The sequence below is a fragment of the Kocuria sp. ICS0012 genome (assembly GCF_001665945.1).
GTDB lineage: Bacteria > Actinomycetota > Actinomycetes > Actinomycetales > Micrococcaceae > Kocuria > Kocuria marina.
In genome coordinates this window covers 81951-95197 of the sequence record NZ_LZMM01000036.1, presented here as the reverse complement: position 1 = coordinate 95197, position 13247 = coordinate 81951, and the positions used below count along the sequence as shown (strand labels likewise).

Below are 13247 nucleotides of genomic sequence, written 5' to 3'. Positions count from 1 at the left end.
CATTCGTGACCGATATCACTGCAACACCCGAACACGACATCATCGAGCCGGACGAGGCCGGGACCCAGGCGGTCGACACCGCCGAACCCGTGACCGAGTCCTCGTTCGCGGACTTCGGCGTCCGCCAGGACATCGTGGACGCGCTCGCCGAGCACGGCATCACCTCCCCGTTCCCCATCCAGGCCATGACGCTGCCCATCGCGCTGTCCGGCCAGGACATCATCGGTCAGGCCAAGACCGGTACCGGCAAGACCCTCGGTTTCGGCATCCCCGCACTGCAGCGTGCCGTAGGCCGTGACGACGACGGCTGGGCCCAGTTGAAGAAGCCCGGCGCCCCCCAGGCATTGATCGTGGTCCCCACGCGTGAGCTCGCGGTCCAGGTGGGCAGCGACCTCGCGATCGCCGCCAAGACCCGCAACGCCCGCGTGGCCACGATCTACGGTGGCCGCCCCTACGAGTCGCAGATCGCCGAGCTCGAAAAGGGCGTGGAGGTCGTCGTGGGCACCCCCGGGCGCCTGATCGACCTCAACCGCCAGCACTTCCTGGACCTGAGCCACGTGCGCATGGTCGTGCTGGACGAGGCGGACGAGATGCTGGACCTGGGCTTCCTCCCGGACGTGGAGAAGCTGCTGGCCACGGTTCCGCAGGTGCGCCAAACCATGCTGTTCTCCGCGACCATGCCCGGCCCCGTGGTGGCCATGGCACGGCGGTACATGACCCGGCCCATGCACATCCGTGCGGCTGCCCCGGACGAGGGCAGCACCAAGAAGGACATCCGTCAGGTCATCTACCGCGCCCACCACCTGGACAAGGACGAGGTCGTCGCGCGCATCCTGCAGGCCGAGGGCCGGGGACGGACCATCATCTTCACGCGTACCAAACGCGCGGCCGCCAAGCTCGCGGACGAGCTCATCCACCGCGGTTTCGCCGCCGCTCCCCTGCACGGCGACCTGGGCCAGGGCGCCCGCGAGCAGGCGCTGCGCGCGTTCCGTCACGGCAAGGTGGACGTGCTTGTGGCCACGGACGTCGCCGCGCGAGGGATCGACGTCGAGGACGTCACCCACGTGATCAACTTCCAGTGCCCCGAGGACGAGAAGACTTACCTGCACCGCACCGGGCGCACCGGGCGCGCGGGCAACAAGGGCACGGCCATCACGTTCGTGGACTGGGACGACGTCCCCCGCTGGCGCCTGATCGACAATGCCCTCGAGCTGGGCGTGCCCGAACCCGTGGAGACCTACTCGTCCTCCGATCACCTCTACACGGACCTGAACATCCCGCGCGGCGTCAAGGGCAAGCTGCCCAAGTCGCAGCGCACGCTCGAGGGCCTCGACGCCGAGGAGCTCGAGGACCTCGGTGACGGCAGGCCGCAGCACTCCGAGAAGCGTTCGGGCCGCGGCGGTCGCGGTGGTTCCGGTGGCCGCAACGGCTCCGGCGCACGACGCCGCTCGGGCGGTTCCGACCCCCGCAGCGGCTCCGCGGGGCGATCCCAGGCGGAGAACCAGCGGCCCCGCTCCGAGCAGGGCGAGCGTTCCCGGGAGACCTCCGTGGAGAACACGGGCGAGGGCACCAAGCGGCGCCGGCGGCGTCGTCGTTCCTCGGGGCAGAACAAGGCTGCCCAGGGCGGTCAGCAGGCGCAGCAGTCCTCTGCAGCGGGAGAGTAGATGGCGCAGTGGGAGCCCTTCGCATTCGACGCGGAGGGCACCAGCGCGATCGTGCACGGTGAGAACCTCAACGTGCTGGAGGGGCTGCCGGACGAGGCGTTCTCCCTGGTATACCTGGACCCCCCGTTCAACACGGGCAGGGACCAGGTGCGCCGCACCACTCGCTCCGTCCCCGCGGCCGCGGGCGAGGGCGATCGCGTGGGCTTCGCGGGGCGTTCCTACGAAACGATCATGGGCTCGTTGCTGCGCTACGAGGACTCGTTCGCGGACTACCTGGGCTTCCTGGAACCCCGGCTGATGCATGCCCGGCGCGTGCTGGCCACGCACGGGACGCTGTACGTGCACCTGGACTACCGCGAGGTGCACTACGTCAAGGTGTTGCTGGACGCGCTGTTCGGCCGCCGGTGCTTCCTCAACGAGATCATCTGGGCCTACGACTTCGGCGGACGCACCGCCAAGCGATGGCCGGCCAAGCACGACACGATCCTGGTCTACGTCAAGGATCCGACCGCCTACCACTTCAACTCCGCGGACGTGGACCGGGAGCCGTACATGGCCCCGGGGCTCGTGGGTCCCGTCAAAGCCGCGCGCGGCAAGCTGCCCACGGACGTGTGGTGGCACACGATCGTCTCCCCCACGGGCAAGGAAAAGACCGGTTATCCCACGCAGAAACCCGCCGGGGTGTTGCGCCGGATCGTCACGGCGTCCTCGCGTCCCGGGGACTGGGTGCTGGACTTCTTCGCAGGCTCGGGGACCACGGGCGCGGTCAGCGAGCAACTGGGCCGGAAGTTCGTGTGCGTGGACTCCAACCCCGAGGCCGTGGACGTCATGCGTCGGCGCCTGCCGGATACGGCGGTGTTCAGCGCGTCCTGATCCGGTTCACGAGCCGCTGCATCCCGACTGTTCTTCGAAACGTCGTCAGGACCGTGCCGTGCGCCCCGGCCTCACGGCCAGCGGACCTCCATCCCGGAGGTGGCCTGTTCGCAAATCCTCGTGAGCGAACGCACTGACGTGGAGTTCTCCCCCAACCGATTGGGCTTGCCCGCGCCGTGGTAGTCGCTGGATCCCGTGACGATGAGATCGTGGTCCGCGGCGAGCTTCATGAGCACCGCGCGGGACTCGTCCGGGTTGTCCCGGTGGGCGACTTCCACGCCGGCCAGACCGGCGTCGATCATCGCGTTGAAATCGGCCGGGGTGGCCACGCGACCGCGCAACGGGGCCATGGGGTGGGCGCACACCGGGACCCCGCCCGCCGCGCGCACGAGTTTGATGGCCTGCACCGGGTCCAGGGCCATGTGCCGCACGTAGTACTTAGATCGCCCGGAGAGCATGTCCGAGAACGCGGCAGAGCGGTTTGGGACGACGCCCAGCTCCACCAGGGCGTCCGCGATGTGTGGGCGGCCCACCGTGGCCTCGGGACTCACGTGGGCCATGACGTCGTCCCAGCTGATCGGGTAGTCCTGCGCGAGCAGGTCCACCATCTTGTGCGCGCGGGAGAGTCGGCTGCGCCGGGACTCCTCGATCGCGTCCAGCAGCGGTGCGTGGTCCGGGCCGTGCAGATAGCTGAGCATGTGCACCGAGATACCGTCCGCGGTGGTGCACGTGATCTCCATGCCGGGTACGAACGCGACCCCCAGGGACACGGCGGTGTCCCCCGCCTCCTGCCACCCCGCGGTGGTGTCGTGATCGGTGAGCGCGAAGACGTTGAGCCCGGCCCGGTGTGCCGCGCGGGCCACGTCCGCCGGGGACTCCGTGCCGTCCGACGCGTTGGAGTGGGTGTGCAGGTCGATTCTCATCACCTCCACGATACCCGCGGACCGCGGTGGGTCGGCCCGCGATACGCGCCGATCGGACGAGGCCGAGCCATCGCTACCGATCGCCCGGTCCTCGCTGCCCACGGGCCAGGGTTGACCGGCGTGGCACCATGGACGAGAACATTCCGCCAGCATCGCGACCCGCGCGGGAGCCCGCGCCCCGAAGGAGATGACCGCGTCCATGAGCCAAGGCTCAGCACACCCCACCGCTTCCCATCACGCGAGCGAGGACGCCGCGCAGCCCATGGACGAGCGGGTGGACAACCGCTCGCAGCGCCCCGACAACGCGGAGTTCCGCGAGTTCATGGCCTCGGGTTGGGCCGCTCCGGAGCACACGACGACGCCGCGCGCCGAGGTCGCGGAGTTCGCCGCTCAGCGCCGTGCCCGGCTCTCCCGGATGTTCCCCGGCGAGCGTCTCGTGATCCCCGCGGGCGCCCCCAAGGTGCGCTCGAACGACACCGACTATCGCTTCCGCCCGCACTCCGCGTTCGCGCACCTCACGGGCATGGGAGTGGACCACGAGCCCGAGGCCGTGCTGGTCATGGAACCCACCGAGCAGGGTCAGGGAGACGACGGCAGCGACCACACCTCCACCCTGTACTTCCACCCCATGGCCGGGCGGGACTCCGCGGAGTTCTACGCGGATGCCAAGAACGGTGAGTTCTGGGTGGGGCCCCGCCCCACGCTGGCGCAATTGCGCGACGAGTTCGCGCTGCCCACCGAGGACCTCTCCGCTCTGGAGACCGCGGTCACCAAGGACGCAGGCAACACCGCCCTGGGTGGTCTCAGCATTCGTTTGGTGCGGGACGTGGACCTGAACATGGACGCGCTCGTGGACACCTCCCGGATCAACACGGGCGTGGACCTCGAGCAGTCGGACACCAAGGACGCGACCCTGGCCGAGGCCCTGAGCGAGCTGCGGCTCATCAAGGACGAGTACGAGGTCGGGCAGTTGCGCGAGGCCGTGGCGGCCACGATCCGCGGTTTCGAGGACATCGTCTCCGTGCTGCCGCGCGCGATCGGCGGTGAACGCGGCGAGCGCGTAGTCGAGGGCGCGTTCTTCTCCCGCGCCCGCCTCGAGGGCAACGACCTCGGCTACGACACCATCGCGGCGTCCGGGAACAACGCGACCGTGCTGCACTGGATCCGCAACAACGGCTCGGTCAAGCCGGGCGAGCTGATCCTCGTGGACGCGGGTGTGGAGGCCGAGTCGCTCTACACCGCGGACCTCACCCGCACCCTGCCCGTGACCGGCAGCTACACGGACGTGCAGCGCCGGATCTACCAGGCCGTGCTCGACGCCGCGGACGCCGCGTTCGACGTCGCCGTCCCCGGTAACAAGTTCCGGGACCTCCACGCCGCGGCCATGAAGGTGCTCGCCCAGCGGCTCGAGGAATGGGGGCTGTTGCCGGTGTCCGCGGAGGTCTCCCTGTCCGAGGCCGGTCAGCACCACCGCCGCTGGATGCCGCACGGTACGAGCCACCACCTGGGACTGGACGTGCACGACTGCGCCCAGGCCAAGCGTGAGCTCTACCTGGACGCTGTGATCGAGCCGGGGATGGTGTTCACGATCGAGCCCGGGTTGTACTTCAAGAACGAGGACCTCGCGATCCCCGAGGAGTACCGCGGCATCGGTGTGCGCATCGAGGACGACGTGCTGATCACCGAGCAGGGCAACGAGAACCTCTCCGAGGCCCTCCCCCGCAACCCCGACGACGTGGAGTCGTGGATCCAGGGCATCTGGAACCGGGAGGAGAACGTGGGCCCCAGCGCGGGCCCCGCGGCGTAACCCCCGGAACACCTAGAGAGTGATCCCCGGGCCCGCATGTCAGGACCCGGGGATCGCTCTCTGTGCGTGACGCCGCCGAACTCTCAGTCACTCCCAGGCCACATTCGGGGGCCGAAAGTGGCCTCACACTGCCCGAAATGTCGCCAGCCGTATGTCGCGGGGCCATCCACGGGCGCCGCAACTCCCAGTCACTCCCGCGCCACCTTCGGGCACCATTTGTGGCTCTGGCGTGCCCGAAATTTTGTTGCGCGTGTGCCGTGGGTCAGCGCTGGTCCTCGCCGTGCGGCCGCTGGGTCGTGCCCTGTCCGTTGTGCGGGGTGGACCCGCCCTCGCGCGGTGCCTCGGGGGTACCCGGCTGTGTCCACGGCGCCGCGCGGTCGGCCGACTGAGCCGGGTTCGCGGGGATCGTGCCCGATGACGCCCCGTCTGTGGAGGGAGCGGGAGCGTCGGCCGCGGGGTGGGACGGAGCGGCGGCGTTCGCGGGGGCCTGCGGTGCGGGCTGCCCACCGGCCGGGGCGGCGTCGGAGGGTTCGAGCCGGATACCGTACTGCGGGCGTCCGTCCGGGAGGTCCGGGAACTTCGCGGAACGGTTGGCGTCTTCCTGCTGCTGATCTGCACCCGGGAGAAACACACCGTAGCGCGGCTCGGAACCGCCGGGAGCGTTCTGTCCCCCGGGATCACCCTGCACCGGAGCACCGTGAACCGGGGCGCCCTGACCCGGAGCGCCCGGCCGCCCGCCCTGGGCCGGTCCACCGTACTGCGGTCCGCCCTGGGCCGGTCCACCGTGCTGCGGGCCACCGGGGTACTGGTTGCCCTGCGGACCGGCGGGACCGCGGTACCCCTGACCCGGGTTCTGCCCGCGCTGCCCCACCACGTGGCCGCCCTCCATGCCGTTGAGCACCTGGCGGGCCTGACCCGCGACCTCCGGGGCGGCGAGGACCTCGTAGCTGCCCGCCACGATCCTGCTGGTCGAGGTGAAGTCCCGCTTGCCGCGGGACATGGCGTACGTGATGGTGGCCATGAGCATCCAGAACGCGCCACCGAGGATCATGGTGAGCAACAGGGACGAAGCCATGTTGGCCCCGCCCAGCAGGGACATCAAAAGGCCGAAGAACGCGCCGAAGACCAGACCGTTGAGCGCACCCTGCAGGGCGACCTTGGGGTAGGAGAGCCGACCGGTGACCTGCTCCACGGACTTGAGGTCGCTGCCGATGATCGAGACCATGGCCACGGGGAAGTGTTCGTCCGCCATGTAGTCAACGGCTTTCTGCGCCAGGGCGTAGGTCCGGTAACGGCCCACCACCTCACCGCGGGGCATTTCCGGGGCGATGGACAGTTGGGCGGGGCCTGGTTTCGAGTTGCTCATGCCATCCATTGTCCCGTAGTCACCCACGAGCCCGCCGGGAAAACCCTGGATCATCGCAGCGGGTGAACACGGCGGCCGGTGAACCCACCCCGGATCGGGTGCCCAGCAACCGGTATTGCCCGGGTTCTGATCCCCCACTCCAGGAATGGGACCGCACAGCACGGTTCACTAGGCTGGGCGGGTGAGCACAAACCTTTCCAAGATCTTCGTCGCGAGACTCATCGGCCTGGACGTCTTCGACCCGTTGGGCGACCGCCTGGGGCGATTGCGCGACGTCGTGGTGCTGTTGCGCCCGGGTAGCAAACCGTCGGTGCGCACCCGCCCGCTCGTCGTGGGTCTCGTGGTGGAGGTGCTCGGGAAGAAGCGTGTGTTCGTGCCCATGACGCGTGTTACGAGCATCGACGCGGAGCAGATCATCTCCACCGGGCTCGTGAACCTGCGCCGCTTCGAGCAGCGCGGTGCCGAGACGCTGGCCGTGGGTGAGCTCTTCGACCGCACCGTGGTGCTGTTGGACGGTTCCGGGACCGCCACGATCGAGGACGTGGCCATGGAGAAGAGCAACAACCGGGGTGACTGGGTCATTTCGCAGTTGTTCGTGCGCAGGTCGCAGGCCACGGGAGGCTTGATCCGGCGTCGTAATCAGACGCTCGTGGTGGACTGGGAGGACGCGGACGACCCGTCCAACGCGGGGCCGCAACCGGCCACGCAGTGGATCGCGCAGCACGAGGAGGACCAGGCCGCGGACATCGCGGACGAGCTGCGGGACATGCCGGACAAGCGCAAGCTCGAGATCGCGGCGGAACTGCAGGACGAGCGGCTCGCGGACGTGCTCGAGGAGCTGCCGGAGGACGACCAGGTCTTCATTCTGACCCACCTGGACAACGAGCGCGCCGTCACGCTGCTCGCCGAGATGGACCCCGACGACGCGACCGACCTGCTCAACGAACTGCCGGAAGCGGAGGCCGAGCGGTTCATCACCATGATGGAACCCGAGGACGCGGAGGACGTCCGGCGCCTGCGCGAGTACGAGGAGGGCACGGCCGGTTCGCTCATGACGCCCGTCCCCATCGTGCTGCCCCCGGAGGCCACCGTGGCGGAAGCGCTCGCGCACATCCGCCAGGAGGAGGTCATCCCGGCCGCGGCATCCGCGGTGCTCGTGTGCCGCCCGCCGCTCGAGACCCCCACGGGTAAGTACCTGGGTCTCGTGCACACGCAGCGACTGCTGCGTTACCCGCCGCCCGAGGCGATTGGTAACCTAATCGATCGGTCCATCGAGCCCGTCTCGGACCAGGCGTCCTTAGCCGACGTCGCTCGCGAACTGGCCACGTACGACCTCACGATCCTGCCGGTCGTCAACGACCAGGACCGGCTCGTGGGTGCGGTCACGATCGACGACGTCCTGGACGCCCTGCTGCCCGAGGACTGGCGCACGTACGACGACGGAACCCCGGTCCGGAAGGTGGGTAAGCGGTATGAGTAATCCCCGGCGCAGCGCGTCCTCGCAGTATTCGCCCGGCCCCCTGGACCAACCGCGCGAGAAACGCCCGGGGTACCTGACCCGCTTCCGCCCCAACCCGGACGCCTTCGGGCGGCTCACGGAGTCCTTCGCCCGCTGGATGGGCACGCCCCAGTTCCTGCTGTGGATGACCGTGTTCGTCACGGTGTGGTTGGCGTGGAACACCCTGGCGCCCGAGAGCATGCAGTTCGATCCGCGCGCGTTGAACTTCACGCTGCTGACACTGATGCTCTCGCTGCAGGCCTCCTACGCCGCTCCCTTGTTGCTGCTCGCGCAGAACCGGCAGGACGACCGTGACCGCGTGGTCGCCGAGGAGGACCGTAAACGCGGGCAACAGAACCTCGCGGACACCGAGTACCTCACCCGGGAGATCGCGTCCCTGCGCATTGCGTTGCGCGAGGTCGCGACCCGCGACTACGTCCGCTCCGAGTTGCGCGGGCTGCTCGAGGAGATCCTCGAGGACCAGGACCGCCGCGCCGCCGATCAGGCCGCCGCGCAGTCCCAGGCCACCAAGTCCAAGACCAAGAAGTCCGAGGGCAAGAAGTCCGACGGCTCCACCAGGGCCCCGCGCGCGAAGAAGATCGAGCTCGAGGACCCCGAGCAGGAAGGACCGCATCAGTGAACGGGAGCACCATCGATCCCCGACTGCGCGCAGCCCTGGACGGCGTGATCGACCCCGAGCTGCGCCGCCCGGTGACCGAGCTCGGGATGATCCCCGAGGCCGTCCTCGAAGGCGGGACGGCACGCGTGACCGTGCTGCTCACGGTCTCCGGGTGCCCCATGCGCACCACGATCGAAGCGGATCTCCGTGCCGCCCTGAACGAGCTCCCGGACGTCCGCGACGTCGCCGTGGACGTGGGTGTGATGACCCCGGCGCAGCGCCAGGAACTGCAGGAGAAACTCGGGCACCACCGCACCAACCCGTTCGCGGACCCGCATTCACTCACGCGCGTGCACGCAATCACGAGCGGCAAGGGCGGGGTGGGAAAGTCCAGCGTGACGGTGAACATCGCCGCCGCGCTGGCCGCGATGGGACGCACCGTGGGCATCGTGGACGCGGACATCCACGGCTTCTCAGTACCCGGTCTGCTGGGGATCGCGCAACCACCCACGCGCGTGGGGGACATGATCCTGCCGCCCGTCGTGGAGGTCCCGAAGGGTGCGGACCGCCGGCCCGAGGACAGCGCGGCTGGGGCCGGTCACCGCTCGCGCGGGGTGCTCAAGGTGATCTCGATCGGGATGTTCGTGGATCCCGCCCAGCCCGTGGCGTGGCGCGGCCCCATGCTGCACCGCGCGGTGGAGCAGTTCCTCACGGACGTGCACTTCGGGGACCTGGACCACCTGCTCCTGGACCTGCCCCCGGGCACGGGGGACATCGCGATCTCGGTGGGTCAGCTGCTGCCCCGCTCGGGCGTGGTCGTGGTCTCCACGCCCCAGCACGCCGCCGTGAGCGTGGCCCAGCGTTCGGGGACGCTCGCCGAGCAGACCGAGCAGAAGGTTACGGGCGTCGTCGAGAACATGTCCGCGATGGTCATGCCGGACGGCACGCGCATGGAGGTCTTCGGAGCGGGCGGTGGCGAGACGATCGCGAGCTCGCTGTCCGAGCGCCTGGGCTACCCCGTCCCCCTGCTCGGCAGCGTCCCCCTGGACGTCACCGTGCGGGAGGCCTCGGACCGCGGCGTGCCCGCGGTATGGGATCGGCCGAACTCCCCCGCCGCCGAGCAGCTGTGGGCCGTCGCGCGCGCCCTGGATCAGCAGGGCCGCGGGCTGGCCGGTAAGAATCTGGGCGTCACGCCGCGCGGTTGAGCGATCTCCCTCGGGACGACGCCGCCGCACGGCCCGCTTCCCGCTCGCCCGGCACCTACCCGTCTGTTCACGCGGCGTCGACCTCCGCGCGGCGTCGGTCTGATGACGGGACGGCTGTCAGCTCACGCGGCGCGCGGCCGATAGCGCGGCGGCCGGTTGCTCACGCCGCGCTCGACGGCTCACGTGGCCTCGGTGTCGAACGGGGCGCGTTCGCCTCGTGCGAGCCGTCGCACCGTGGGTGCGGCCACGGTGGAGGCCTCGTACTGGTGGCGGTTCTGTTCCTCGTCGTCCTCGAGCAGCGCTTCACGCACGATCACGCGCGGGTCGTACTGCCGGGGGTCGAGCTTGCGCCAGTCGAGGTCCGAGAATTCCGGGCCGAGAGTCTCCTTGAGATCGTCCGTGGCACCCGTGGCGTAGCGCCGGATGGACTTGACCATGTCCTTGAACTTCTCGGCGTACTCGGGCAACCGCTCGGGCCCGATGATCACCAGGGCCACGATGAGAATGATGATGGCTTCCCCGCCTGAAATCCCGAACACCCGCTGAGCCTATCAACGTCGTGGAACGCCCCGGTGGGGGCGGTCCTTAACCGAAAATTTCTTTGAGTCCGTCCGCGACCGTGGCCCCGAAACTCTCGTCCTTCTGCGAGGGCAGGCTGACCCGTCCCCGGTCCTCCGCCACGACTGCGCTCACGGTCTGGGCCAGGGTGGCCGGTGCGGTGTCCGATGTGAGGGTGTACACGGCGTCCGGGCGCACCATCACCGCGCGCCATGGTTGGGAGCGGTCCACCCACAACCGCGCGCCGTCGAGCACCGACCGGTGCATGCCCTCGGTGCCCACGGGGAGCCCGGTGATGCCGTCCATGGGGTTGTCGGGATTGATGTCACCGCGCTGCTCCACGATGGTCACCGAGCCGTGATCGTTGTGCAGGGCCACCGTCACGACGGGCTGGCCCCCCACCTGCGACTGTTGGATGTCCGCGACCGAGTACCCCTTCGCGGCCAGACCCGGAACGGCCCACCCCCGGGCGCGCAGGCTCTGGATGTCGGCCTCCGAGGTGGTGTCTACCATTCCCCGGGGACCGGGTGACCACGTGGCCTCCGACCGAGCGTCCGCGCTCTGGCGCTGCTGCACCTGCTTGCCCACGCTCCACACGGCGGTGGTCAGCAGGGCGACGCACACGCAGGCCGCGAAGGCGGTCATGAGACCCACGGCCCGCCGACTCGGCCGACGCCAGGGCCGGCGCACCCTGCTGCGACCCGCGACCCGTGTGGACACCCCGTCCCCCTCCCTGTTCGTCCCCTGCTGCGACCGCCCTGCGGCGGCCGCGTTCGACGCCCCCATTGTGCGGCAGGATTCTGACAGCGATCTGGACACCGACCGGGCGTTCCCGGCGGTGCCCTCAGACCGCGATAAGCTGAAGCACCGTGAGCCCGGACATGACGCCGGGCCCGCCACGTCGAAGCGCTGGGTCCGCGGGGATCCGGGCACACACAGCAGTGAAGGGCACGCCGCGTCCATGAGCACGGATAAAACCACGAGCTGGGCCTATTGCGAGGCCTACGCCACGGAGGACGAAACCGCTTTCCGTGCGCGCGAGCGCTCCCTGGCCCTGCGCTTGGACCCCGTGACCCCGGCCACCGCGGCGCTGCTGACCGTCCTGGCGTCGTCGTCCCGCCCCGCGACCGTGGTGGAAGTGGGCACCGGTGCGGGCGTCTCGGGGCTCGCGCTGCTGCGCGGGATGCCGTCCGAGTCCGTCCTCACGACCATCGACACCGACATCCGGGCCCTGCGCGCCGCGCGGGACACGTTCCGCGAGGCCGGTTTCGAAACCAAACGCACCCGCACGATCTCCGGTGCGGCCTCCCTGGTGCTGCCGCGGCTCACCGAGAACGCGTACGACATGGTGTTCATCGACGCGGACGTGGTCAACACCGCCGAGTACGTCATCGAGGGCGCCCGGTTGCTGCGTCACGGCGGGATGCTCGTGGTCAACGACGCCCTGCACCAGGACCTAGTCCCCCAGCCCGCGCAGCGCCAGGAGGAGACCGTGATCATGCGCGACGTCGTGCGCACCCTGCGGGACGAACCGCGGTTGTCCACGGCCGTGGTGCCCACGGGAACGGGTGTACTGCTGGCCGTCCGGCTGTGAGCGGCTCCCTGTTCAAGGACGCCGGACTCGTGGCCCTCGGCGGCGCCGCGGGGAGTCTGGCCCGCTGGTGGGTGACCCTCGTGCTTCCGGCAGGATCCGGGTGGTCGTGGGCCACGTTCGCGGTCAATGCCTCCGGCGCCTTCCTGCTCGGGCTGCTGCTCGAAGCGCTCACCCGCCCCGGCCGCGAGCGCCGTGGTGCCCACACCGCGCGCATGCTGCTCGGCACCGGACTTCTCGGCGGGTTCACCACCTACTCGACCTTCGCACTGGAGCTGTGGGAGCGCGTGCGCTCCGGGGCGAGCGCGGCCGCGTTCGGTGACGCGGTGCTGATGCTCGTCGCGGGGCTGGCCGCCGCGGCCGCGGGTCTCGCGGTGGGCGCCTGGCTCCGGGGACGACGCCGCGGCACGCCCACCGCGGGAGCGGCGCGGTGATCGCGGCGCCCGCCGTGGCCCTGGGCGGCGCCGTGGGAGCGGTCCTGCGTTTCCTCGTGGACCGCGGGATCACCGCCCGGTGGGCTCCCACCTTCCCCGCGGCCACACTGCTGATCAACGTGACGGGGTCGTTCGTGCTCGGTGTGGTCACCGGACTGAGCGCGGTTCTGGGACCCGTGTGGACGCTCGCCCTGGGCACCGGGCTGTGCGGTGGCTACACGACGTTCTCCACGGCCATGGTGGACGCCGTACGGCTCGCGCGAGAACAACGTGCCGGGGCCGCGGTGGTGTCGGTGCTCGGAACCGTCCTGTGGAGCCTGCTCGCCGTGGCCGCGGGGCTCACCCTCGGGAGCCACTGGGCGTTCTGAGCCCCGAACGCCGCGCGGGCCCCCCACTCGATGTGAGGGGCCCCCGCGACACGGGCGTGGGGGGTGTCGGTGCTACTGCGTCACCGAAGCCAAGCACTCGCGCAATTCCGCGGCCTCGTCCGACTTGAGTTCCACCACCAGACGCCCTCCGCCTTCCAGGGGGACCCGCATGATCAGACTGCGTCCTTCTTTGGTGACCTCCATGGGTCCGTCACCCGTCCTCGGCTTCATGGCCGCCATTTATGAGCTCCTCTTCGTGAGTACTTACGCTCGCTATCTTATCGAACGCTCAGCCAGTACCGTGACCCGGCACACGACGCGGGAGCGCTCGGAACCATCTG

General features: G+C 69.9%; 14 protein-coding genes. 9 read left to right on the top strand and 5 right to left on the bottom strand.

Features of this window, described 5'->3' with window-relative positions; all coding sequences use genetic code 11:
* Positions 1-5: 5 nt before the first annotated feature.
* Both A5728_RS05530 and A5728_RS05525 read left to right on the top strand, forming a co-directional pair.
* Positions 6-1664: a DEAD/DEAH box helicase gene (locus A5728_RS05530; RefSeq protein WP_064846079.1), complete on the top strand. Its 1659-nt coding sequence runs from the start codon at positions 6-8 to the stop codon at positions 1662-1664.
* A complete protein-coding gene (locus tag A5728_RS05525; RefSeq protein WP_064846078.1) occupies positions 1665-2537 on the top strand; it encodes a site-specific DNA-methyltransferase in 873 nt (290 codons plus the stop codon).
* A 71-nt stretch (positions 2538-2608) separates the two neighbouring features.
* Here the strand turns inward: A5728_RS05525 and A5728_RS05520 are convergent, their stop codons facing one another.
* On the bottom strand, positions 2609-3460 hold the full coding sequence (locus A5728_RS05520; protein ID WP_064846077.1) for a PHP domain-containing protein: 852 nt from the start codon (positions 3458-3460) through the stop codon (positions 2609-2611).
* A 199-nt stretch (positions 3461-3659) separates the two neighbouring features.
* On the opposite strand from A5728_RS05520, the gene A5728_RS05515 reads away from it, so the two are divergent.
* On the top strand, positions 3660-5267 hold the full coding sequence (locus tag A5728_RS05515) for an aminopeptidase P family protein (protein WP_064846111.1): 1608 nt from the start codon (positions 3660-3662) through the stop codon (positions 5265-5267).
* 262 nt (positions 5268-5529) lie between these two features.
* Here A5728_RS05515 and A5728_RS05510 read toward each other — a convergent pair whose 3' ends face one another.
* Positions 5530-6633: a general stress protein gene (locus A5728_RS05510; protein WP_064846076.1), complete on the bottom strand. Its 1104-nt coding sequence runs from the start codon at positions 6631-6633 to the stop codon at positions 5530-5532.
* Positions 6634-6814: 181 nt separating this feature from the next.
* On the opposite strand from A5728_RS05510, the gene A5728_RS05505 reads away from it, so the two are divergent.
* From A5728_RS05505 to A5728_RS05495, 3 genes are read left to right on the top strand one after another with little or no spacing between them, the layout of a single operon-like run.
* A complete protein-coding gene (locus A5728_RS05505) occupies positions 6815-8113 on the top strand; it encodes a magnesium transporter MgtE N-terminal domain-containing protein (RefSeq protein WP_064846075.1) in 1299 nt (432 codons plus the stop codon).
* Positions 8106-8771 (top strand): DUF1003 domain-containing protein, encoded by a 666-nt coding sequence (locus A5728_RS05500; protein ID WP_082943258.1) that lies wholly within the window; start codon positions 8106-8108, stop codon positions 8769-8771. Before A5728_RS05505 ends, A5728_RS05500 begins: the two co-directional genes overlap by 8 nt.
* Positions 8768-9955, top strand: coding sequence for a P-loop NTPase (locus tag A5728_RS05495; RefSeq protein ID WP_064846074.1), 1188 nt, complete (start codon positions 8768-8770; stop codon positions 9953-9955). The genes A5728_RS05500 and A5728_RS05495 overlap by 4 nt, the downstream gene beginning before the upstream one ends.
* Positions 9956-10134: 179 nt before the next feature.
* On the opposite strand, the gene A5728_RS05490 is transcribed toward A5728_RS05495, so the two are convergent.
* Both A5728_RS05490 and A5728_RS05485 read right to left on the bottom strand, forming a co-directional pair.
* Positions 10135-10494, bottom strand: a complete 360-nt coding sequence (locus tag A5728_RS05490; protein ID WP_064846073.1) for a sec-independent translocase — start codon at positions 10492-10494, stop codon at positions 10135-10137.
* A 46-nt stretch (positions 10495-10540) separates the two neighbouring features.
* Positions 10541-11158 (bottom strand): hypothetical protein, encoded by a 618-nt coding sequence (locus A5728_RS05485; protein WP_231885527.1) that lies wholly within the window; start codon positions 11156-11158, stop codon positions 10541-10543.
* A 316-nt stretch (positions 11159-11474) separates the two neighbouring features.
* Here A5728_RS05485 and A5728_RS05480 point away from each other — a divergent pair, with 316 nt between their 5' ends.
* From A5728_RS05480 to crcB, 3 genes are read left to right on the top strand one after another with little or no spacing between them, the layout of a single operon-like run.
* Positions 11475-12107 carry an O-methyltransferase gene (locus tag A5728_RS05480; RefSeq protein WP_064846071.1) on the top strand — a complete coding sequence of 211 codons (633 nt, stop codon included), beginning with the start codon at positions 11475-11477 and terminating at the stop codon, positions 12105-12107.
* Positions 12104-12538 carry a CrcB family protein gene (locus tag A5728_RS05475; protein ID WP_064846070.1) on the top strand — a complete coding sequence of 145 codons (435 nt, stop codon included), beginning with the start codon at positions 12104-12106 and terminating at the stop codon, positions 12536-12538. Before A5728_RS05480 ends, A5728_RS05475 begins: the two co-directional genes overlap by 4 nt.
* Entirely contained in the window at positions 12535-12906 is a 372-nt protein-coding gene (gene crcB / locus A5728_RS05470) for a fluoride efflux transporter CrcB (protein WP_064846069.1), read from the top strand. Before A5728_RS05475 ends, crcB begins: the two co-directional genes overlap by 4 nt.
* Before the next feature lie 72 nt (positions 12907-12978).
* On the opposite strand, the gene A5728_RS05465 is transcribed toward crcB, so the two are convergent.
* Positions 12979-13146 carry a DUF3117 domain-containing protein gene (locus A5728_RS05465; RefSeq protein WP_064846068.1) on the bottom strand — a complete coding sequence of 56 codons (168 nt, stop codon included), beginning with the start codon at positions 13144-13146 and terminating at the stop codon, positions 12979-12981.
* Between the last annotated feature and the right edge of the window lie 101 nt (positions 13147-13247).

Bases quoted from the DNA above. Each gene is read 5' to 3' on its own strand.
- A5728_RS05465 (WP_064846068.1), bottom strand. From the start codon at position 13,146: ATGGCGGCCATGAAGCCGAGGACGGGTGACGGACCCATGGAGGTCACC.
- A5728_RS05510 (WP_064846076.1), bottom strand. From the start codon at position 6,633: ATGAGCAACTCGAAACCAGGCCCCGCCCAACTGTCCATCGCCCCGGAA.
- A5728_RS05520 (WP_064846077.1), bottom strand. From the start codon at position 3,460: ATGAGAATCGACCTGCACACCCACTCCAACGCGTCGGACGGCACGGAG.
- A5728_RS05525 (WP_064846078.1), top strand. From the start codon at position 1,665: ATGGCGCAGTGGGAGCCCTTCGCATTCGACGCGGAGGGCACCAGCGCG.
- A5728_RS05485 (WP_231885527.1), bottom strand. From the start codon at position 11,158: ATGACCGCCTTCGCGGCCTGCGTGTGCGTCGCCCTGCTGACCACCGCC.
- A5728_RS05480 (WP_064846071.1), top strand. From the start codon at position 11,475: ATGAGCACGGATAAAACCACGAGCTGGGCCTATTGCGAGGCCTACGCC.
- A5728_RS05515 (WP_064846111.1), top strand. From the start codon at position 3,660: ATGAGCCAAGGCTCAGCACACCCCACCGCTTCCCATCACGCGAGCGAG.
- A5728_RS05500 (WP_082943258.1), top strand. From the start codon at position 8,106: ATGAGTAATCCCCGGCGCAGCGCGTCCTCGCAGTATTCGCCCGGCCCC.